Source organism: Polaromonas sp. P2_G11, from assembly GCF_056403595.1.
In genome coordinates this window covers 908488-927929 of record NZ_JBFUFE010000001.1, presented here as the reverse complement: position 1 = coordinate 927929, position 19442 = coordinate 908488, and the positions used below count along the sequence as shown (strand labels likewise).

Genomic DNA, 19442 nt, shown 5'->3' with positions numbered 1-19442 from the left:
AGGCCGGACAATGCCCGACCAGGTTTTGGCTGAAGGGCGGTGGATCAGTCGATGCGGGCGCCAGAGTCCTTGACGATCTTGTTCCAGCGCGGCAGGTCGCCCTGGATCAACGCAGCAAACTGCGCTGGGCTGGCGGTCATTACGTCGCAGCCTTGTACCGCGAGCTTGTCTGCCACGTCCCTGCTGGCCAGGGTTTTTTCAAGGGCGGCCTGCAGCTTGACGATGACTTCCCTGGGCGTACCGGCGGGCGCCAACAGCCCATACCATGGTGTCGAGCCGAAGCCTGGCAGGGTTTCGCCAATCGTCGGCGCATTTGGCAAGGAGGCCAGACGCTTTTCGTTCACTACGCCAAGCACCTTGATTTTTCCGGACTGCAGGAAGGGCAGCGCCGACGGCAGGCTCTGTACCGACACCGGAATCTGTCCGCCGGCAACATCGGTGGCTGCGGCAGCCGAAGCCTTGTAGGGAACGTGCAGCATGTCCACGCCGGCCGCCCGCTTGAACATTTCGCCGATCAGGTGGTTCAGCGTGCCGTTGCCGGCCGAGGCATAGCTGATCTGACCGGGGCTGGCTTTTGCCTGGGCAATCAGCTCGACCACCGAATTGGCGGGAAAGGCCGAGTTGGCAACCAGCACATAGCCGGCGTTGGCCACCAGGCCGACCGGCTCGAAATCCTTCACGGGGTCGAAACCGGTGCTTTTGTAGATGGCGGGATTGATGACGTGCGCGCTGTTGGTCGTCAGCAGCAGGGTGTAGCCATCGGGCCTGGCTTTGGCCACCTGGGCGGTGCCGACATTACCGCCCGCGCCGGGCCGGTTATCAACCAGAAAGGTCTGGCCCATGATTTCGCCGAGCTTTTGGGACACGATGCGCGCAATGGCATCGTTGGCTCCGCCCGCCGCCTGCGGCACGATGACGGTGACCGGGCGGCCGGGATAGGCCTGCTGCGCCGCGGCAGGCAGCACTGCCAGACCGGTCATCGCCCCTGCCAGGATGGCGAGATGGTGGAAGAAATTACGTTTTCTCATGTCGTTGTCTCCGGTTGTAGTTTTGGGATGCTGTTTCAGGCGGGTTCGCAAATCTCTATCAAATTCCGGTCGGGGTCGCGCACATAGACCGAGCGGATTTTTTGTGTGGCGCCGGTACGCAGCACGGGGCCTTCAATGATTGGACAACGCTCCCGCTCGAGGCGGATGATCACTTCGGCAAGGGGAATGTTGGCCAGAAAGCACAGGTCCAGGGCGCCCGGCACTGGCAGGTGGGCCTTGGGTTCGAACTCATTGCCTTTGACGTGCAGGTTGATTTTTTGCTGGCCGAACTTGAAGGCCTTGCGCTCTACCGGTGGTGTGCCGCCGATAAAAGTTTCCAGCGTCATACCCAGCACGCGGGTGTAGAAATCCACGCAGGCTTTTTCGTCCGCCGTGGTCAGCACCAAATGGTCCAGCTGCCGAATCATGCCGATGCCGCCCTCAGTTCAGCCACATAAGGCGGCGGCGCATGCAAGTCGGTGATGCGGCCCGCCTTGGCCACTTGTCCGGGCACGTCATGGCCGACAATGCCGGGCATTTGCCGCGCCACGGCCAGCAGCTTTTCAAGGTCCATGCCGGTGTCGTAGCCCATGGCATCCAGCATGTGCACCGCATCTTCGCTGCTGATGTTGCCGCTGGCGCCGGGCGCATAAGGGCAGCCACCCAGGCCACCCAGCGAGCCGTCAAAGCGCGTGATGCCGCCCTGCACGGCCGCCAGCACATTGGCCAGGCCCATGCCGCGCGTGTTATGAAAGTGCAGGGTCAGTTGTAGGCCTTCAAAACGTTGCTGCAAAACTTTCACCATGCGGCTGACTTGCGCCGGGTGGGCCATGCCGGTGGTGTCGCAGATCGTGACGCCGCGCACGCGGTCTGCGCCGAAGGCGGCGAAGCGATCGCTCCAGCGCAGCACTTCGTCCTCGATCACTTCGCCTTCCATCGGGCAGCCGAAGCAGCACGACAGCGAAATGTTGATGGGCGTGCGGCCGTCGACATGGCGAATGACATCAGAGAGCGCGGCAAAGCTTTTCTCGCGGGGCATGCGCAGGTTGGCCAGGTTGTGGGTTTCCGACACCGACATCACCAGGTTGAGTTCGTCGGCCCGCGACTCCAGCGCTCGCTCCGCCCCGCGCAGGTTGGGCACCAGCACGGTGTATTCCACGCCGGGCACGCGGCGTATGCGGCCCATCACCTCTTCGGCGTCACGCAGCATGGGAATGGCCTTGGGCGAGGTAAACGATGTCACTTCAATCTTGGCGTAGCCGCATTCGCTGAGGGCATCGACGAGCGCGACCTTGTCATCGGTGGAAATGAAAGCGGGTTCGATCTGGAAGCCGTCGCGCGTAGCGACCTCATTAAAGTAAATCCGTTTTGCGGTGTTCATGCGCTGACGTCCTTCCCGGCCACGATGCCCTTGTCCTTTAGCGCCTGAATCTGTTCGGTTGAAAGTCCGATCTCGCGCAGCACCGCAACGGTGTCCTGCCCCACCTGCGGCGCATTGCGACGGTGCCCGCCCGGTGTGCGCGAGAGTTTGGGCACGATGCCGGGTACTGCCAGCGTGCTTCCGTCGTCCATCTGAACTTCGTCGAGCATGCCGCGCGCCTGGTAGTGCGGGTCGGCCGCGATATCGGCCACGGTGTAAATGCGGCCCGCGGGCACCGAGACCTTGTCGAGCGCCGCCAGCACTTCATCGACCGTGAGGCCCAGGGTCCACTGGCCGATGGCTGCGTCGATTTCTTCCACGCGCGCCACGCGGCCGGCGTTATCAGCCAGCGCCGGGTCGTTGCCGAGATCGCTGCGGCCTATGGTGGCCATCAGCCGTTTAAAGATGCTGTCGCCGTTGCCGGCCACCAGCGCATAGCCGCCGTCCTTGCACAGATAAGCGTTGCTGGGCGCAATGCCGGGCAGGGCGCTGCCGGCCGCGCCGCGAACCGCGCCAAAGGAGCTGTATTCAGGCAGCAGGCTTTCCATGCAGTTGAACACCGCTTCATAAAGCGCCACATCGATCACCTGGCCTTTGCCGGAGCGCTGGCGTTCCTGCATCGCCAGCAGGATGCCAATGACGCCGTGCAGTGCGGCCAGCGTGTCACCGATGCTCACCCCCACACGCACCGGCACACGGCCCGGCTCGGCCGTCAGGTGGCGCAGGCCACTCATGGCCTCGGCCACCACGCCGAAGCCCGGCTTGTCGCGGTAGGGGCCGGTCTGGCCGTAACCGCTGATGCGCAGCATGATGAGTCGAGGGTTCAGCGCCAGTAACTCGTCGGGGCCCAGGCCCCAGCCTTCCATGGCGCCGGGACGGAAGTTCTCGATCAACACATCGGCGTCAAGCGCGAGCTGGCGCACGATGGCCTGTGCCTCGGGGCTCTTCAGATCCAGCGCGACCGAGCGCTTGTTGCGCGACTGCACCTGCCACCACACCGAAGTGCCGTCTTTGAGCAAGCGCCATTTGCGCAGCGGGTCGCCCGCGCCCGGCGTTTCGATCTTGATGATGTCGGCGCCGAAGTCCGCCAGTGTCTTGGCGGCGAAGGGGCCGGCGATCAGCTGGCCGAGCTCCAGCACTTTCAGCCCGGCGAGCGGGCCTTGCGCGGTGGAGACACCGGAAGCTGGAGGGGATTTTTCAGGAGAGGGCATGGCGGGCAGTGTGCCGCCGCCAGCTGGTCCCGTCTATTTGCGCTTTGGGGCCTTGGGTTTCGCGTTTTGCGAAGGCGGGACCTCTTTCGGGCTGAGGAAGTCCGCCAGCGAGGCAATACCCGCATCGGGCTGGCCCGTGATGGTGGCTGTCAGCAGGCGGCGCTGGGCCCAGGCGTCGGCCAGCGGCCGCCAGCTGAGTTTCATGCTTTTGACCATGGGCAGCGTGGCGGCTTTGGGCAAGATGGCCACACCCAAGCCTGAGGCCACCATATGGCATACCGCGTCAAAGCTGCGCACCTGCATGCGTAATTTCAGCGGCCGGTTGGCGGCCAGCGCGGCCTGTTGCTGCTTTTGCAGCATGGCGGCGCCAGCGGTCAGGCTGATCCATTCCTCGTCGAGCGCATCGACAAAGGCCAGCGGTGTCTTGCTGCCTGCCAGCGTGTGGCCGGCGGGCAGGATCAGTACCAGCTCGTCTTCGCGGAACAACCGGGTGTCCAGCCCGGTGGTGTCCGGGCCTTCCACGAACACCGCCACGTCGGCCCGGCCTTCACGCAGGGTAGCCGCCACCGCTTCCGACACCTGCTCTTCCAGGTCGATATGCACCTGCGGGTGCAGCTCACCATAGCGTGCCAGCAGCGGCGGCAAAAACTGGCTGATGGCAGCGCTGCTGGCACACAACCGGATGTGGCGCGCGATGCCGCGCCGCAGGTCGGCCAGTTCGCCGCCCAACTGTTCCATGGTCTGCAGCAGGGTGAGGCCGTGCTTGACGAAGACGCGGCCCGCCGCCGTGGGGAGCAGGCCGCGTGGGTGGCGTTCGAACAGCGCGTCGCCCAGGGCGTCCTCAAGCTCCCGGATGCGCCGGCTGGCGGCAGCCAGCGCCAGGTGCGAGTCGCGTGCCGCGGCCGTCAGGCTGCCTGTCTGGGCGCAGGCCACCGCCAGGCGCACCGACACCAGGTCAAACCGGGCGAGGTTGTAGCTCACGGGGAAATGAGCCTGAAAACTCAGGCCGCCTTCTTTTTGGTGGTGGCTTTTTTGGCCGCAGGCTTTTTCGCGATCAGGGCGTCCAGGTTTTTCACGATCTCGTCCTCGATCCTGTCTTTGAAGGCGCCGAGCAGGAAACCCAGCTTGGCCTGGAGATCGAAGCGGTCCTTGGTGACGGTCAGCGTGCCGCTGACACCCGAGCGGGTAAAGCTGACCAGGTCTTCGTCCTTGCCCTCTTCGTAAGTGCATTCCATGTCGAATTTTTCTTCGGCCTGCTCGGCCCATTTGAAGGCTATCTTGCGCGCCTCCGCAAGGCCCAGGGTGTGTTCGCGCTGGATCTGGATGTCAGCCATTCGTGGTCTCCGTGTTGTTGATTTGAAGCGCCTTGTGCCGTTCGTCTTTGGCAGCCGGGCCAGCCGTTTGACTGCATCATAAAACGCTTACCGGTGCCGACGTTTCGTTCAGGCAGTATTTCAAAGCGGGCTACGCTTTCGGCCCTGTTCAAGACACTGCGTTGTGATGTGATACTGAGCACTGTTGACGCACCCCCATCTACCCGTGCGTTGTCAGACAAATTTGCAACAGCCCCCTCTTTTGAAGAATCCAAATTCCATTCATTTTTGCAAAAGCGCCGATGGAACGGCCATCGCTTTCACTGCAACTGGCTGCGGGCCGCCAGTTGTATGGGTCACCCTGCAGTACACCGACAACGACCTGACATCGCCTGGACCCGCGAGCAGGCACTGGATGGACGCGCTGGCCGCCCGTCACACCGTGATCAGGCTCGATATGCGGGGCTGTGGGCTTTCGGAGCGCAAGCCTGCGCGCATGTCCCTGGATGCCTGGGTGGAAGACATTGAGGCGGTCGTCAATGCAGCGGGTCTGACGCGCTTTGCCATGATGGCGGTGTGTACGGGGTCGTATGCAGCAATCGAGTATGCCGCCCGCCATCCTGCCCGGTTGACGCGCCTGGTTATCTATGGAGGGGCCGTTCGCGGGCGTTTGCGGCGTGAATTGACTCCCGCGCAACGGGACGATGCCATGGCGGCGTTGCAGGTGTACGAATCCGGGCTGGATGGGAGAAGCGAGTTTGCGGTATCTTTTCGGCGCATATTCACGGCGCAATTTCTCCCGGACGCCTCGGCCGGGCAACTTGAGGCCCATGATCGAATCGTCAGCCAGCGCATGAACGGCGCCATCGCTGCACAGAGCGTCCGCGCGTTTTATGACCTGGACCTCAGCGCAAGTGCGCAGCGGATTGACACCGCTTGCCTGGTTCTGCATGCCCGCCAAGACATTTTGTATCCGATAGACGAAGGGCAAAGGCTGGCCACACTCATTCCTGCCGCACGCTTCGTTCCGGTTGACTCGCACAACAACATCCCTTTGGAGGAGGAGCCGGCATGGCCCGGGGTGCGCGATACCGTGCTTGAATTTCTCGCCGGCAACGAGGGCGCTGCGGCACCTGCTTTCCGGCTGACAGTGCGCCAAGCCGAGGTGCTGAGGCAGGTAGCGCAAGGACAGACCGACAAACAGATCGCACGCACACTATCCCTGAGTCCTCGTACGGTTGAAATGCATGTGAGCGCTGCCTTGAAAGCCCTGGGTAGCAAAACGCGGGCTGAAGCTGCGCACCGGGCCGCGCAATACGGGATTTTCTAGCCCGGTCGTGGTCAGAGCCGGCTTGGCTACGGTATTGCCTACCGGGCTGAGATCTCTGGATACCGTAGTTCACACACTGTGCAGAGCTTTGCAGGGGCTGGATACTGCTCTTTCGAGAATCACGTTGCTGGCGTCACATCGCCGATGTATGCCTGCCCGATTCGGGCATCTGGTGCGGGTACTTTGCCGCCGCTCTGGAACGACATGACAACCAGGAAAAAGGATCCATGAAGGATGAAAATCTACCCGTTGCACAGCAGTGAAAAAGAGCGCGACCGGTTGAAAATGCAGGGGCTGGCAATACTGCCGCTTACCGAGAACCTGCTGACAGGGGCCGACGTACAGCCTGGGTCCCAGGTCCTGGAACTGGGCTGCGGAAGCGGTGATATGACCTTGTTGCTGGCAAGCCGTGTGGGGCCCGGCGGCGAAGTGACGGCGGTGGACCGGGACCCGGCCCAGCTTGACGCCGCCGCTTTGCGCATCGCTGATTCGGGTTTCCGGAACGTGAAGTTTGTTTTGGCAGATATGGACGATTTTGAGCCGGCCCGGACGTTTGACGCCATAGTTGGCCGGTACTTCCTGCTGTACGTCGCAAGTCCCGAGGCTGCTGTTGCGCGCGTGGCGAATTGGGTCCGGCCGGGTGGAACGATGGCGTTTCTGGAGATGGATTTTTTCCGCGGCGTACACAGCAGCATCTGGCCGCCTGCATCGCCAGAAACACATGAGGCGATTGTGTTCATAGGCGATGTCATGCTGGACGCAGGCATCAATCCGTACATGGCAGCAAGGCTCCCAAGTATTTTGACGCGCTACGGCAGTGTGCAGGTGCAGACATCAGCACCTCTTCAGTATGGTGCACGTTCAATCGAACTGCCTCTGGAGGCGGTCAGGTCGGTGACACCCATGGCCCGAAAGCTCGGGCGTGCTGATGCGGATCATCACGATGTCGACGCGTTGCTGGCTCGGGAATTGGCGGGCCGCGACGAGCACACTGTGACCGTGCCGCCCATGTCTGTTGCTGCCTGGGTTCAACTGGCATGAGGCACGCAGCATCTCCTGTGTGCATTGGCCATCTTGCCGACCACCCGCAGCACCTTGCGGCGCTGGCCGCGTGGCACCAGGCGCAATTCGGCTATCTCAATACATCGGTTACGGTTGAGCAGCGCACACAAAGGCTGAAGGCATCCGCGCAGAAGGGCGCGTTGCCGATGACCTTTGTGGCGGTTTGCGAAGGCCGGCTTTTGGGGTCGGCGAGCTTGCTGCCACAAACGATTACCCATTCCCACTTGTCTCCCTGGCTGTCCAGTGTTTATGTAGCGCTCGAGCACAGGAACAAGGGGATTGGGTCGGCGCTGGTCCGGCATGTGGTTCGGGAGGCCGCCGGCATGGGCAAAGACAAGGTCTACCTGTTTACACCGAACAGCGAAGCCCTGTATGCCCGGCTCGGCTGGAAAGTCGTCGAACATACGGAATATCAGGGACACAGCCTCACGATCATGTGCGTGTAAGCCTATAGATACGCCCCTCGCCGCATGTGCCGGGACGCTGCCCAGGTTGAACTACTCTTTGGGCTGTCCGGCCTTGCGTTGGTGACTGTGTGCCTGCGCAAGGTTCACCATGTTGTGTTCAAGTGCCTTGCGCCGTTCGTCCTTGGGTAGCCGGGCCAGCTTTTTGACCGCATCATAAAACCGTTGCCAGTCACGGCCCTCGTGTTCGAACAAGGCTTCAAAGCCCGGCACCAGTTCGTCGTACGCGGCCTGTGCGCCAAACGAGGCATTGTTGGCGTTCGCCACCCACAGGTCGTAACCGGCAAAGCCGCCCCATGATGCCTTGAGTTCAGCATAGGCGTCGCGAAAGCGCTGGTACGCTATCATTTTGCTAGCTGCTTGCGCAGGTTCTGATTGGGCTGCGGCATCATTTTGATCATAAATTGCGGTCAGTTCGCGGCGCGTGGCCAGTGCCAGCGCGCGGAACTGCCGGCGCCGGCCATCGAATACCGCGTAGGCCTTGCGTGCGTCATCGCCAGCCTGCGTGGCCAGCCAGCGCTCGATACCCAGGCGTTCGACGGCAGTGGCAAACGATTCATTGAACATCGTGTCACCCGGCGCAAACACCACCTGGTGCGACAGTTCGTGAAAGATCAGCCGGGCCAGTTCCCCCTCAGGGTAGCCGATGAAGGTGTTGAGCAAAGGGTCGCCGCCGGCCCAGTTCATCCAGCCCAGCGTGGAATACGCGGGCACGCCGTAAACGCTGGCTTCCAGGCCTTCGGCCTTGAGCCGCGCCGCTTCGGCGCGCGCGTCGGCCTCATTGAAGTAACCGCGGTAGCCTACACAGCCCGTGACCGGGAAGCACCAGGTTTTGAGCGTGAGCGAAAACGCCGGCGCTGCCACCACGTTCCAGACCACGGCGCTGCGGCGCAGGTCGGCATAGCGCCGGTAGCTGGCGTTGTCGGGCAGTTTCAGCTCGGCCACCGCAAAGCTGCGGATGCGCTGCGACAGTTCCAGCCGGCTTTTCAACGAGGCCGATGTTTGCGCATCACCGAGCCAGTCGTCCACCGGCCGGGCCGCGTTGAGCATCTGCATGTGGCCGCTGACGGACTGCCAGTAGTAACCCAGGTCAGCACACCCCGTGAGGCACAGTGCGGCTGCGGCCAGCGCAGCAGCCAGGCCGGTCAGTGTCTTGGCGCGCGTTCGGCTCACCGTGCCTCAAGCTGTTTCAGCGTCGCGCTGCACCTGCACCAGGCAATCGTAAAAAACGGGGCCGCGGCCCATGTCGGTCAGGTGCTGGCTGGTGAGCTGGTTCACATTGGTGCCGTCCAGGCCCAGCTTGCGCCACCAGATACCCAGGCCGTTGACCACGCCGGGGCGCGCCCGCGCGGAGACTTCGGCCTTGACGCGGTACTCGCCGCGCTGGTTGAACACCTTGACGACCGCGCCCGTGGTGATGCCGCGCGCGGCGGCATCGTCTGCATGAATCTCCAGCACCGGTTCGGTTTCCATGTCGCGCAGGCTTTTCACGTTGACGAAGGTGGAGTTGAGGAAGTTGCGCGCGGGCGGCGAGATCATGGCCAGCGGGAACAGGTCGGACGTGTCGGCTGCTTCGTAATTGGGCACGTGGCCAGGCAAGCCGTCGGCGCCTGTGGCTGCCAGCCGGGCACTGAAGAATTCGCAGCGGCCCGACGACGTGGGGAAGTTGCCTTCGGCAAACGGCGCATCGGGCAGCGTCAGCGTGGCAAAGCCCATGTCCAGCAGCTGCTGGAAGTCCACCTTGTCGCCAAACGTCGCGCGGCACAGCTGCTCGTCGCTGTCGGCAAAGCAGGGCCCGGTAAAGCCCATGTGGGCGGCCAGCTCGCGAAAGATCTGCGTGTTGGGTTTGGCCTGGCCCATGGGCGCGATGGCCGGGCGATTCAGCAGCACGTCGGTGTGGCCGTAGGAGGCATGCACATCCCAGTGCTCCAGCTGCGTGGTGGCCGGCAGGATGTAGTCGGCGTAGTCGGCCGTATCGGTCTGGAAGTGCTCAAGCACCACAGTGAAGAGGTCTTCACGCGCGAAGCCCTGAACCACTTTTCCGGATTCCGGCGCCACTGCCACCGGGTTGCTGTTGTAGGCGATCAGCGCCTCGATCTTCGGGCCGAACTGCACCGACGTGGGTTCCAGCAGGGCGTTGCCGATGGTGCTCATGTTGATGGTGCGCGGCTGGCGGTCCTGCAGCAGGTCGGGCCGCTGCAGGGCAGCTTTGTCGACCGGGAACAGGCCCGAGCTGCTGAGCAGCACGCCGCCGGCCCGGTGCCGCCACGCACCCGTCAGCGCGGGCAGGCAGGCAATGGCGCGCGCCGCATTGCCGCCGCCGCGCACGCGCTGCATGCCGTAGTTCAGGCGGATCGCTGCAGGCTGCCGGTTGACGAAGCATTCGCCATAGTCGCGGGCCAGCGATCGGATCTGTTCCGCCGGCACGCCGCAGACCTGTGCCGCGCGTTCGGGAGGCCACTGCAGCGCACGTTCGCGCAGTCCGCCGTCGGGGTCTTGCCAGCCCAGGGTGTGCTGCGCGATGTAGTCATGGTCGAGCCAGTCGTGGGTGATCAGTTCGTGCATCAGCGCCAGTGCCAGCGCCGCGTCGGTGCCCGGCAGCAGGGCGATGTGCTCATGGCATTTCTCGGCGGTTTCGCTTTTGCGCGGGTCGATGCATACCAGCTTGGCGCCGTCGCGTTTGGCCTGCTGTGCATAACGCCAGAAGTGCAGGTTGCTGCCGATGGAGTTGCTGCCCCAGATGATGATGAGTTTCGATTCGGCGAAAAACTCCACCCGCATGCCGACCTTGCCGCCCAGTGTTTGCGTGAGGGCCTCGCCGCCGGCTGATGAGCAGATGGTGCGGTCCAGGAGTGACGCGCCGAGCTGGTTGAAAAACCGGCCCGCCATGCTTTCACCCTGCACCTGGCCCATGGTGCCGGCATAGCTGTAAGGCACGATGGCCTCGGGGTTGCGCGCTGCGATGGCTTTGAGGCGGGCCGCAATGTCGGCCAGCGCCGCTTCCCAGCTCACGGGTTCAAACTGCCCGCTGCCCTTGGGCCCGCTGCGTTTGAGTGGATGCAAAAGGCGCTCAGGGTGGTAGGTGCGTTCGGTGTAGCGAGAGACTTTGTTGCACAGCACGCCGCCGGTGTGGGGGTGGTCCGGGTTGCCCTGCACACGAATGGCCACGCCATCTTCCACCGTGGTCAGCAGCGAGCAGGTGTCCGGGCAGTCGTGCGGGCAGGCGCCCAGCACCTGCAGGGCCGCAGGCTTCAGCCCGGTGTCAGGTTCGGCCTTGGCCATAGGGGAGATGCTGATGGTATTGCTCATGGTTCAACTTTATATTGGCAGGCATACCGGCCCCCGGGGATGAGGAGACGACATGACAACAAAAACAGGAATGCATTCATTCCGCGTGCTGGCCAGGATCACCATGGTAGCGGCACTGGCCGCCCTGATGGCGCCGGGGGTGTATGCCGAAGATGGCATCAGTAAAACCGCTGTCACGCTGGGGCAATCCCTGGCCATGACCGGGCCCGGCAGCACGCTGGCTGTGCCGTTTGCCCAAGGCGCGCGCCTTTATTTCGACCACGTCAATGCCGGCGGCGGTGTCAACGGCCGCAAGATCGAACTGACCACGCTGGACGATGCGGGCAACCCCGATACCGCCGCGGCCAACACCCGCAAGCTGCTGGACCAGAAGGTGTTTTCGCTCTTCGGTTACTACGGCTCACCACAGGTCACGGCCGTCAATCCGCTGTTGAAAGACACCGACATTTTGCTGTTCGCCCCCATGGCCGGCGCCGACGAGCTGCGCGGCTCGCTCTATCCCAACGTGTATTCGGTCCGGCCCGGTTATTCGGAAGAAGCCGCCATGATCACGCGGCATGCCGAAACCCTGGGCATGCGCAAGCTGGCCATCCTGCACGGCAAGGATGCCGAGTCAATGGCGGCGCTGGATTCGGCCGAGCGCACCATGGGCGGGCTGGGCGCCAACCTGGTGGCCAAGTCGGCCCTCTCGGGCGGCAGTGTGGCCACGAGCGTTGAACAGATTCTGGGCAAGAAGCCTGAATCCGTACTGGTCATCAGCGACGCTTCCGGCGCCGCCAGCGCGATACGCGATTTGCGTGCCAAAGGCTTTCGGGGGCCCATCTACGGCTTTTCCAGCACTGGCGAAAGCCTGCTGGCCGAGCAGCTGGGTGCAGCCGGTGCCGGTGTGGTGGTGGTGCGCGTCACACCCAAGTCGGACAACGCCAAGAGCGTCCTGGTCCGTGAACTGCAGGCCGACGCTACAGCGGCCAAACTGGGCAAACCCAATGTGTACATGCTCGAAGGCTACATCGCCGCCTGGACCTATGTCGAAGCGCTGCGCAAGGCCGGAAAGGACCCGACCCGCGTCAAATTGCGCAAGGCACTGGACACCATGCAGGAGCTGAGCCTGGGCGGCTTTCGGGTTCACTTTGACGGGGACCGCGTGGGCTCCAAACTGGTGGAGCTCAGCCTGATTGATGCCACCGGGCGGGTGCGGGAATAGGAAGGGTGAGATAGCGGAAATTGGCGAGTGTTGTGGGCTGGATGATGCAAAAGGTGACAAATTACCGGCTGTTGCGTTGCTGGCTTCCGCTAAAGTAGTGACCTATCTCACGTATTTGTAACTTAGTTTTTACAAATCAAGCCGTTTGTAAATTTTTGTTGCGAAGATAGCGTCATGAACATTACTCGCAGAACCTTTTCCACCGCTGTCGGCGCTTCCGTGCTGGCGGGTTTCAACATCGCGCATGCCCAGACCGACAAGATCATCCTGGGCCAGTCGGCGCCTTTCACTGGCCCGGCTGCGCAGCTGGGCATCCAGTTCTACCAGGGCGCGAAGGTGTACTTCGACCAGGTCAACGAACAGGGCGGCGTCAACAAGCGCCTGATTGAAATCCGCAACCTGGATGACGGCTATGAGCCCGCCCGCTGCGCCGAAAATACCCGCAAGCTGATCGACGACGAGGTGTTTGCGCTGTTCGGCTACATCGGCACCCCCACCAGCATCGTCGCCCTGCCGCTGGCCACCAAAGACAAAGTCCCGTTCATCGCGCCGTTTACCGGTGCCATGGCCTTGCGTGACCCCTTCAACAAATATGCCTTCCACGTGCGCGCTTCGTATAACGACGAAACCGGCCTTATCGTCAAACAGCTGACCGCCCTGGGGCTGAAGAAAATCGCCGTGTTCTACCAGAACGACGCCTACGGCAAGGCCGGGCTGGACGGCGTCACGCTGGCCCTGGGTGCGCAGAACCTGAAGCCCGTGGCGCAGGCGACTGTTGAACGCAACACGGTGGACGTGGCCAAGGCCGTCACCACGCTGGTGGCCGCGGGCCCCGATGCGGTCGTGCAGATCGGTGCTTACAAGGCCTGCGCCGCCTTCATCCGCGAAGCCCGCAAGGCCGGCTACGGCGGCACGTTCTACAACGTGTCGTTTGTCGGAACGCAGGCGCTGGCCGATGAGCTGGGCAAGGATGGAGCAGGCGTGGTGGTGTCACAGGTCATGCCTTCGCCCTACAACGGAGCGCGGCCGATTGTGCGCGAGTTTACTGAAGCGGTGAAGGCGGCCGGCAAGGACGCGAAGGTCAATTTCTCCAGCATGGAAGGCTATGTGGCCGCCAGGATTCTGGTGGACGGCCTCAAGCGCGGCGGCGCCAAGATGACCCGCGAGTCGCTGATTTCGGGCATGGAAGCCATCGGCACCCAGTCGGTGGGCGGATTTTCCGTGACGTTCTCGCCGACCGACCATGTGGCGTCCCACTTCGTGGAACTGTCGATGCTGACGGGCGACGGCCGAATACGGACGTAACCCCCCGAAGCGGCCTGCGGCCGCCTCCCCCTAAGGGGGCGCCACCTGCGGCCCGGCAAAGCCGGTTCCGCGATGGCCTGCGCGAAAGCCCGCCTCTAGCGAAGCTCGCCGGTGTTCGCCAAGCCTTGCATGAAGTCCTCGCAGCGCGCGAGCTGCTCCAGACTCACAAATTCGTCGGGCTGGTGCGCCTGGTTGATGCTGCCGGGTCCGCACACCACTGTGGGAATGCCGGCGTTTTTGAACAGGCCTGCTTCGGTGCCGAAAGCGACCAGCGTGGTTTCTTTCGTGCCTGCCAGGCGCTGGGCCAGTTGGGTCACCGCGTCGCCGGCGGAGCCGAGGAAGGCCGGTACTTCACAAATCGTCTCAAAGCTGAAGCCGGCGTCGGGCGCTATCTTTTTCATAGCTGGTTGCGCACGTTCCGCATAGGCTACAAGCTCTTTTTGCATTAAAGCCGCATCCGCCGTGGGCAGGTTGCGGAATTCGTAGCGAAACTCCGCGTCGCGCGGCACCACGTTGTCGGCAATGCCGCCGTGGAACTGGCCGACGCTGGCGGTGCTGAAGGGCACGTCGAAGCCTTCATAGCGCGGCTCGTTGGCCTCAAAGCCGTCGGCCATGTCGCGCAGCTTGCCGACGACACGCGCCGCCATCTCGATGGCGTTGACGGATTGCGGCGTGAGCGAGGAGTGCGCCTCCTTGCCGCGCACGCAGCATTTGTAGCGGTACACGCCCTTGTGCGCGGTGGCCGGCACCATGCTCGTCGGTTCGCCCACGATGCAGGCGAGCGGCTTGATGCCCGCGTCCTTCATGTCGGCAATCAGCTCCTTCACGCCCATGCAGCCGACTTCCTCGTCGTAGCTCAGCGCCAGATGCACCGCAAATGGCGCCTGACTGTTCAAAAAATCCCCGGCGTGGGCCAGCGCCAGGCCGATAAAACCCTTCATGTCGCAGCTGCCGCGGCCATACAGCCGGCCGTCACTGACCGTGGCCGACAGCGGGTCCAGCGTCCAGTCCTGGCCATCCCAGGGCACCGTGTCGGTGTGGCCCGACAGGATGATGCCGGCCGGTTTGCCTTCGCCCAGCGTGGCAAAGAGGTTGGCCTTGGTTTTGTCGGAATTGGTGGTGATGCGGCTGGCCACGCCGAGTTTTCGCAGCTCGTCGCGCACGAAATGAATCAGCGCCAGGTTCGAGTTGTGGCTGACCGTGTTCATGCGGACCAGGGTCTGGACCAACTGCAGGGCGTGGGGGGACACCGAAGGAACCGAGGGCGAGGGGGTCAAGGTGGGAGCCGTGAGGATGGGGGAGAAAGGTGCGGAATCCATGGCCTATTTTGGCCGCATTCCCTGATATGTGAAGCCGGTCCCGTCAGGTATGCTTCAACGTCGCTTTCCTCCGGGGCGTTTTTGCCCATCCTGATGTCTTCCTTGCCCCCTTCCTTGTTCTCTTCCCCGCTTGCATTGATACGGCTCATGCGGCCGCACCAGTGGCTCAAAAACGCCTTTGTGTTTGCCGGCCTGGTGTTCAGCCAGAACTGGCAGGACACCGCGCTGGACCTGCGCGTCTTCTACGCCTTTGCGGCGTTCTGCTGCCTCTCCAGCATGGTCTACATCATCAACGACTGGCATGACCGCGCGAGCGACGCCCTGCACCCCACCAAGCGCCACCGGCCGCTGGCCAGTGGCGCAGTGGCTGTGCCGGTGGCGCTGGTGCTGGCGGTCCTGTTGCTGATGGCGGGCCTGCTGCTGGCCGCGGGCAACCGCACGCTGCTGGTGTTGCTGGGCCTGTACACGGTGCTCAACCTGGCGTATTCGTGGCGGCTCAAGCAGGTACCGGTGGTCGACGTGTCCATCATTGCCTCGGGCTTCATGCTGCGCCTGCTGGCCGGCACCGTGGCCGTCGGCATTCCGCCTTCGCGCTGGCTGTTGCTCACCGGCATTTTTGTGGCCCTGTTCCTCGGTTTTTCCAAACGCAAGGCCGAAACTTTTCATGAAGAAGCCAGTCAGCGCGCCGTGCTGGCGCACTACCCGGCGGCCCTGCTCGACACCTTCATGGCCGCGACCATGACGGCCACGCTGACCACCTACAGCCTGTTTGCCACCAGCCCCGAGGCGCAGCTGCAGCACGGCGAGCGCCTGCTCTACACCGTGCCGGTGGTCATTTTCGGCATGCTGCGCTACACCTACCAGGTGCACCGCGGCCGCGGTGAAGACGTGGCGCGCGACATGCTGCGGGACCCGTGGATCCTGGCGGCCGGCACGCTCTGGCTGGCCATCTTCCTGAGCCGCCGCCTGTGATTCCCGAGGGCGCTCCGCCGCCCGCGCGCGGCACCTTGCCGTTCAAGCAGCTGTTGCTGGTGCTCGGCGTGGTGGCCACGGCTTATGCGGCCGTGCTGCTGATCTGGGGTGACAGCCCCAGGGCCTCGCTCGCGCTGCTGTGGTCGTGGACGGGCGCCCAGGCAGCAGGCCTTTGCCTGCTTAACTATCTGCTGCGCGGCCTGCGCTGGCGGCTGTGGATGGCCCACTTTGGGCGCCATTTCGGCTGGCTGCAGGGGCTGCGGCTGTACCTGGCTGGTTATGCCTTCACGCCCACGCCGGGCAATGTGGGTGAAGCGGTGCGCGGCTTGATGCTGGCGCAGCGCCCGCTGGGCACGGCGCAAAGCCTGGCCATCTTCGGCGCCGAACGGCTGGCCGACCTGCTGTGCCTGTTGCTGCTGTGTTTTCCCGCCGTGTGGTGGGGCCTGAACCATGGTGCGATGCCGGCGTCGCCCGGCTGGCTAGCCGGGCTGCTGGCCGCTGCGGCCCTGCTGCTGGCACTGGTGATGGGCCTGCTGTTCAAACATCGCGCGCGGCTGTTCCAGCGCTTTGCCTGGCTGCAGGAGGCCTGGTTGTGCCTGGCGGTGCGGCCGCTGCTCTGGTTTGGCCTGACGCTCACGGCCTGGGCAGCCCAGGGCGTCGCGGTCTGGCTGGTATGCCGCGAGATGAATGTCCCCCTCGGCCTGCTGACGGCCACCGGTTTTTACGCGGTCGCCATGGTGGCCGGTGCGTTGTCTGCCCTGCCGGCCGGCCTGGGCGGCACCGAAGCCGTGCTGACCGGCCTGCTGGTGGCGCAGGGCGCCACACCGGCCGCAGCCCTTTCCATCACGGTGCTGGTGCGGCTGCTGACCCTGTGGCTGGCCGTCGCCATTGGCGTGGTGGCCTTGCTTTATAGTGCGGCCATCCGCAAGGAAATCAGTTTTCGCTAGCCACTGCGGGCCTTCATTCCTGGCTTTTCCCGCACCATGCAAAGCCGCCAGGCCTACCCGTCCTCCCAGTTTCCATGCCCCAGAACCACGACACCGCCGCCTTTCCCGTTTCGCTGAGCCGCTGGCTGCTGGGTGCGGGCCTCCTGTCACTGCTGCTGCGGTTCTGGATCGCCGTCACCTTTCCGGTCACCGGCGACGAGGCCTTTTTCTATTGGTGGGGGGTGTACCCCGCCTGGGGCTATTCAGACCACCCGCCCATGGTGGGCTGGCTGATTGCGCTGATGCGCGCCACGCTGGGCGACAGCCTCTGGTCGATTCGCCTGCCCATCGTGTTGCTGCCGCTGGCGCTGGGTGCGGCGTTGTGGTGGGCGCTCAAGCCCGCGGGCAAGGTGCGCGCCGCCTGGGCTGTGCTGTTCTTCTGGCTGGCGCCGCTGAACTGGCTCAACGTCCTGATCACCACCGACACACCGCTGATTTTCTGGTCGGCGCTGTCCGTTGCCGCGCTGATGCGCGCCGAGCGCCGGGCGGCGCTGGACCGCGCCGCTTACGGCCTCTACGCCCTGTCGGGGCTTTTCCTGGGCTGCGCTTTTCTGTCGAAATACTTCTCGGTAGTACTCGGCTTCAGTTATCTCGTCTACTTCGTGTTGTACCGGCGTGAACGGCTCGCGGGTTTTGCGCTGCTGGTGTTGTGTGCATTGCCCGGCCCGGCCATCAACATCGCCTACAACATGTCGCACGGCTGGTCGAACATCATGTTCAACGTCTACAACCGCAACGAAGACGCGGTGTTCGAATGGCGCAAGCCGCTGACCTACATCGGCATGATGGTCTACCTGATCACGCCCGTGGCGGTATGGATGGCTGTGCGCTACCGTGATGCGCTGATGGCCGCCGCACGGAACCAGCGCCTGCTGGCCTGCCTGGTGGTGGTGCCGCTGCTGTTTTTTGCGCTGCTGTCAGGCAAGAAGGTGATTGGCCTGCATTGGGTGCTGTCGTTTTACCCTTTTGGCTTCGCCTTTTTGGCGGTTGCCTTGCCGGCTGACAGGCTCAAGGCCTGCGCCAAGGGGCTGGCCGTGTTTGCCGGCCTGCATGTGCTGGTGGTGGCCGGGCTGTACATGACGTCGCTGGATACCTGGAAAACTACCAAGCTGTATCCGCAGATCATCCGCAGCTACAAGACGGCCGAAATGCTGCAGCAGGTCACCGTGCCCGGCGTGGTGTTGATGGGCGAGGCCTACACGCCCGCGTCGATTTTCGGTTTTGAGCGCCGCGAATACATGCCGGTGTTCGGCGTCGGCAAGTTCCATGCGCGCCAGGACGACATGCAGGTCGACTTTTCGCTCTACCAGGGCAAAACGGTGCGTGTCATCGTCGCCGACAAGCCGAAGCTGGAAGAGTTTGCGCCTTACTTCGAGTCGGTGCGTGTGCTCAGCTTCGAGCAGGACGGCGTGCCCTTTTACGCGGTCGAAGGCACGGGCTTCAAATACCAGGCCTACCGCGAAGGCGTGCTGGGCACGATTTTCAAACGCTACTTCAACATTCCTTCGTGGCTGCCGATGACGGGCTGCCCCTTCTGCGTGCGCTACTGCGGGCAGGTGCGATGCCCGAGGTGAGCGCCGCCGAGACCGGTCCCGTCGTTGCCGCCTTTGACTTCGACGGCACGCTGACCCGGCGCGACACCTTCATTCCTTTCCTGGCGCGCGGCCTGGGCTGGCCACGGTTCCTGGGGGCCTTGCTCCGCTGCTTCCCGTGGCTGGCCGGCTATGCGCTGCGCCTGGTGCCCAACCACGTCGCCAAAGGCAAGCTGATGCAGGCCACGCTGGCCGGCCGCAGCCTGGCCGAGATGCAGGGCTGGACGGCCCGCTGGCTGGCCCACGATTTTCCCGGCCAGCTGCGCGAGGACGCCATGGCGCGCCTGGCCTGGCACCGCGAGGCCGGGCATTGCTGCGTCATGGTCAGCGCGTCGCCCGACATCTACCTGCAGGTGGTGGCGCGGCAGCTGGGGTTTGACGCGCTGCTCTGCACGGAAATGGAAGTGGTGGGCGAGGGTGAGGACGGGCATCTCACCGGCCGCCTCACTGGTCGCATGAGCACCCCCAACTGCCATGGCGAGCAGAAGGTGCTGCGACTGCAGGCCTGGGCGCTGGAGCGCTATGGGGAAACAGCGCTGGCCGGCGTCACCCTGTATGCCTATGGCGATACCTCCGGCGACAAGCCCATGCTGCGGCTGGCCCGGCATGCGTGGTACCGGGGCAAGCCTTGGGTGGATGCGGCACGGCCGGTGTGAGGGCTTGAGCCGGCCTGGCCCGGCGCCTGACGCAGGCGGGCCCACGTTGCTGATGCTATGGTTTTGATAGCTGCTTGCGCAAGATCCTTATGCCTTTCAGCCCTGTTTGGCACTCAAAAAGTGCCTCAAAACCTGCTTTGCGGCGCTGGAAATCGCCAAAACCGGCCCCAAAACACCAGTTTGAAGGCCATTTCGGCCTGTTTTTGAGCATCAATTTGACCTCCAGGCCAATGCTGAATTGCACAAGCAGCTATCAAAATCATAGCGAAAA

18 protein-coding genes are annotated in these 19442 nt (G+C 63.6%); 9 read left to right on the top strand and 9 right to left on the bottom strand.

The genetic code is table 11. The features are described from left to right. Nucleotides 1–44 precede the first annotated feature (44 nt). From AC1DWQ_RS04525 to AC1DWQ_RS04500, 6 genes are read right to left on the bottom strand one after another with little or no spacing between them, the layout of a single operon-like run. The gene (locus AC1DWQ_RS04525; protein ID WP_477668556.1) at nucleotides 45–1028 is read right to left on the bottom strand and encodes a Bug family tripartite tricarboxylate transporter substrate binding protein; all 984 of its coding nucleotides are present in this window, start codon (nucleotides 1026–1028) and stop codon (nucleotides 45–47) included. A 35-nt stretch (nucleotides 1029–1063) separates the two neighbouring features. Further along, the gene (locus tag AC1DWQ_RS04520) at nucleotides 1064–1456 is read right to left on the bottom strand and encodes a VOC family protein (protein ID WP_477668555.1); all 393 of its coding nucleotides are present in this window, start codon (nucleotides 1454–1456) and stop codon (nucleotides 1064–1066) included. Beyond that, complete coding sequence (locus AC1DWQ_RS04515; RefSeq protein ID WP_477668554.1) at nucleotides 1453–2409, bottom strand: hydroxymethylglutaryl-CoA lyase; 957 nt, start codon at nucleotides 2407–2409, stop codon at nucleotides 1453–1455. The genes AC1DWQ_RS04520 and AC1DWQ_RS04515 overlap by 4 nt, the downstream gene beginning before the upstream one ends. Beyond that, nucleotides 2406–3659 (bottom strand): CaiB/BaiF CoA transferase family protein, encoded by a 1254-nt coding sequence (locus AC1DWQ_RS04510; protein WP_477668553.1) that lies wholly within the window; start codon nucleotides 3657–3659, stop codon nucleotides 2406–2408. The genes AC1DWQ_RS04515 and AC1DWQ_RS04510 overlap by 4 nt, the downstream gene beginning before the upstream one ends. A 33-nt stretch (nucleotides 3660–3692) precedes the next feature. Beyond that, complete coding sequence (locus AC1DWQ_RS04505; RefSeq protein WP_477668552.1) at nucleotides 3693–4640, bottom strand: LysR family transcriptional regulator; 948 nt, start codon at nucleotides 4638–4640, stop codon at nucleotides 3693–3695. A gap of 20 nt (nucleotides 4641–4660) precedes the next feature. Next, nucleotides 4661–4993, bottom strand: a complete 333-nt coding sequence (locus AC1DWQ_RS04500; RefSeq protein ID WP_477668551.1) for a polyhydroxyalkanoic acid system family protein — start codon at nucleotides 4991–4993, stop codon at nucleotides 4661–4663. Nucleotides 4994–5387: 394 nt separating this feature from the next. Here AC1DWQ_RS04500 and AC1DWQ_RS04495 point away from each other — a divergent pair, with 394 nt between their 5' ends. From AC1DWQ_RS04495 to AC1DWQ_RS04485, 3 genes are all read left to right on the top strand, one after another. Then, entirely contained in the window at nucleotides 5388–6302 is a 915-nt protein-coding gene (locus tag AC1DWQ_RS04495; protein ID WP_477668550.1) for an alpha/beta fold hydrolase, read from the top strand. A 234-nt stretch (nucleotides 6303–6536) separates the two neighbouring features. Next, nucleotides 6537–7343 (top strand): class I SAM-dependent methyltransferase, encoded by an 807-nt coding sequence (locus tag AC1DWQ_RS04490; protein WP_477668549.1) that lies wholly within the window; start codon nucleotides 6537–6539, stop codon nucleotides 7341–7343. Next, nucleotides 7340–7810: a GNAT family N-acetyltransferase gene (locus AC1DWQ_RS04485; protein WP_477668548.1), complete on the top strand. Its 471-nt coding sequence runs from the start codon at nucleotides 7340–7342 to the stop codon at nucleotides 7808–7810. Before AC1DWQ_RS04490 ends, AC1DWQ_RS04485 begins: the two co-directional genes overlap by 4 nt. 51 nt (nucleotides 7811–7861) lie before the next feature. On the opposite strand, the gene AC1DWQ_RS04480 is transcribed toward AC1DWQ_RS04485, so the two are convergent. Beyond that, nucleotides 7862–9001, bottom strand: a complete 1140-nt coding sequence (locus AC1DWQ_RS04480) for an aminopeptidase (RefSeq protein WP_477668547.1) — start codon at nucleotides 8999–9001, stop codon at nucleotides 7862–7864. 6 nt (nucleotides 9002–9007) lie between these two features. Then, nucleotides 9008–11110 carry a molybdopterin-containing oxidoreductase family protein gene (locus AC1DWQ_RS04475; RefSeq protein WP_477668927.1) on the bottom strand — a complete coding sequence of 701 codons (2103 nt, stop codon included), beginning with the start codon at nucleotides 11108–11110 and terminating at the stop codon, nucleotides 9008–9010. A gap of 79 nt (nucleotides 11111–11189) precedes the next feature. On the opposite strand from AC1DWQ_RS04475, the gene AC1DWQ_RS04470 reads away from it, so the two are divergent. After that, nucleotides 11190–12341, top strand: coding sequence for an ABC transporter substrate-binding protein (locus AC1DWQ_RS04470; RefSeq protein WP_477668546.1), 1152 nt, complete (start codon nucleotides 11190–11192; stop codon nucleotides 12339–12341). Nucleotides 12342–12515: 174 nt separating this feature from the next. Further along, nucleotides 12516–13646, top strand: coding sequence for an ABC transporter substrate-binding protein (locus AC1DWQ_RS04465; protein WP_477668545.1), 1131 nt, complete (start codon nucleotides 12516–12518; stop codon nucleotides 13644–13646). A 95-nt stretch (nucleotides 13647–13741) separates the two neighbouring features. Here AC1DWQ_RS04465 and argE read toward each other — a convergent pair whose 3' ends face one another. Continuing rightward, nucleotides 13742–14965 (bottom strand): acetylornithine deacetylase, encoded by a 1224-nt coding sequence (gene argE / locus AC1DWQ_RS04460; RefSeq protein WP_477668544.1) that lies wholly within the window; start codon nucleotides 14963–14965, stop codon nucleotides 13742–13744. 93 nt (nucleotides 14966–15058) lie between these two features. On the opposite strand from argE, the gene AC1DWQ_RS04455 reads away from it, so the two are divergent. From AC1DWQ_RS04455 to AC1DWQ_RS04440, 4 genes are all read left to right on the top strand, one after another. Next, nucleotides 15059–15937 carry a decaprenyl-phosphate phosphoribosyltransferase gene (locus AC1DWQ_RS04455; protein ID WP_477668543.1) on the top strand — a complete coding sequence of 293 codons (879 nt, stop codon included), beginning with the start codon at nucleotides 15059–15061 and terminating at the stop codon, nucleotides 15935–15937. Then, nucleotides 15934–16884 (top strand): lysylphosphatidylglycerol synthase transmembrane domain-containing protein, encoded by a 951-nt coding sequence (locus AC1DWQ_RS04450; RefSeq protein ID WP_477668542.1) that lies wholly within the window; start codon nucleotides 15934–15936, stop codon nucleotides 16882–16884. Before AC1DWQ_RS04455 ends, AC1DWQ_RS04450 begins: the two co-directional genes overlap by 4 nt. Before the next feature lie 74 nt (nucleotides 16885–16958). Then, nucleotides 16959–18497, top strand: a complete 1539-nt coding sequence (locus tag AC1DWQ_RS04445) for an ArnT family glycosyltransferase (protein ID WP_477668541.1) — start codon at nucleotides 16959–16961, stop codon at nucleotides 18495–18497. Continuing rightward, nucleotides 18485–19171, top strand: a complete 687-nt coding sequence (locus AC1DWQ_RS04440) for an HAD-IB family hydrolase (RefSeq protein WP_477668540.1) — start codon at nucleotides 18485–18487, stop codon at nucleotides 19169–19171. The genes AC1DWQ_RS04445 and AC1DWQ_RS04440 overlap by 13 nt, the downstream gene beginning before the upstream one ends. The last annotated feature ends 271 nt before the right edge of the window (nucleotides 19172–19442 follow it).

Bases quoted from the DNA above. Each gene is read 5' to 3' on its own strand.
- AC1DWQ_RS04510 (WP_477668553.1), bottom strand. From the start codon at position 3,659: ATGCCCTCTCCTGAAAAATCCCCTCCAGCTTCCGGTGTCTCCACCGCG.
- AC1DWQ_RS04515 (WP_477668554.1), bottom strand. From the start codon at position 2,409: ATGAACACCGCAAAACGGATTTACTTTAATGAGGTCGCTACGCGCGAC.
- AC1DWQ_RS04470 (WP_477668546.1), top strand. From the start codon at position 11,190: ATGACAACAAAAACAGGAATGCATTCATTCCGCGTGCTGGCCAGGATC.
- AC1DWQ_RS04495 (WP_477668550.1), top strand. From the start codon at position 5,388: ATGGACGCGCTGGCCGCCCGTCACACCGTGATCAGGCTCGATATGCGG.
- AC1DWQ_RS04445 (WP_477668541.1), top strand. From the start codon at position 16,959: ATGCCCCAGAACCACGACACCGCCGCCTTTCCCGTTTCGCTGAGCCGC.
- AC1DWQ_RS04455 (WP_477668543.1), top strand. From the start codon at position 15,059: ATGTCTTCCTTGCCCCCTTCCTTGTTCTCTTCCCCGCTTGCATTGATA.
- AC1DWQ_RS04465 (WP_477668545.1), top strand. From the start codon at position 12,516: ATGAACATTACTCGCAGAACCTTTTCCACCGCTGTCGGCGCTTCCGTG.
- AC1DWQ_RS04490 (WP_477668549.1), top strand. From the start codon at position 6,537: ATGAAAATCTACCCGTTGCACAGCAGTGAAAAAGAGCGCGACCGGTTG.
- AC1DWQ_RS04440 (WP_477668540.1), top strand. From the start codon at position 18,485: ATGCCCGAGGTGAGCGCCGCCGAGACCGGTCCCGTCGTTGCCGCCTTT.
- AC1DWQ_RS04485 (WP_477668548.1), top strand. From the start codon at position 7,340: ATGAGGCACGCAGCATCTCCTGTGTGCATTGGCCATCTTGCCGACCAC.
- AC1DWQ_RS04475 (WP_477668927.1), bottom strand. From the start codon at position 11,110: ATGGCCAAGGCCGAACCTGACACCGGGCTGAAGCCTGCGGCCCTGCAG.
- argE (WP_477668544.1), bottom strand. From the start codon at position 14,965: ATGGATTCCGCACCTTTCTCCCCCATCCTCACGGCTCCCACCTTGACC.
- AC1DWQ_RS04525 (WP_477668556.1), bottom strand. From the start codon at position 1,028: ATGAGAAAACGTAATTTCTTCCACCATCTCGCCATCCTGGCAGGGGCG.
- AC1DWQ_RS04520 (WP_477668555.1), bottom strand. From the start codon at position 1,456: ATGATTCGGCAGCTGGACCATTTGGTGCTGACCACGGCGGACGAAAAA.
- AC1DWQ_RS04500 (WP_477668551.1), bottom strand. From the start codon at position 4,993: ATGGCTGACATCCAGATCCAGCGCGAACACACCCTGGGCCTTGCGGAG.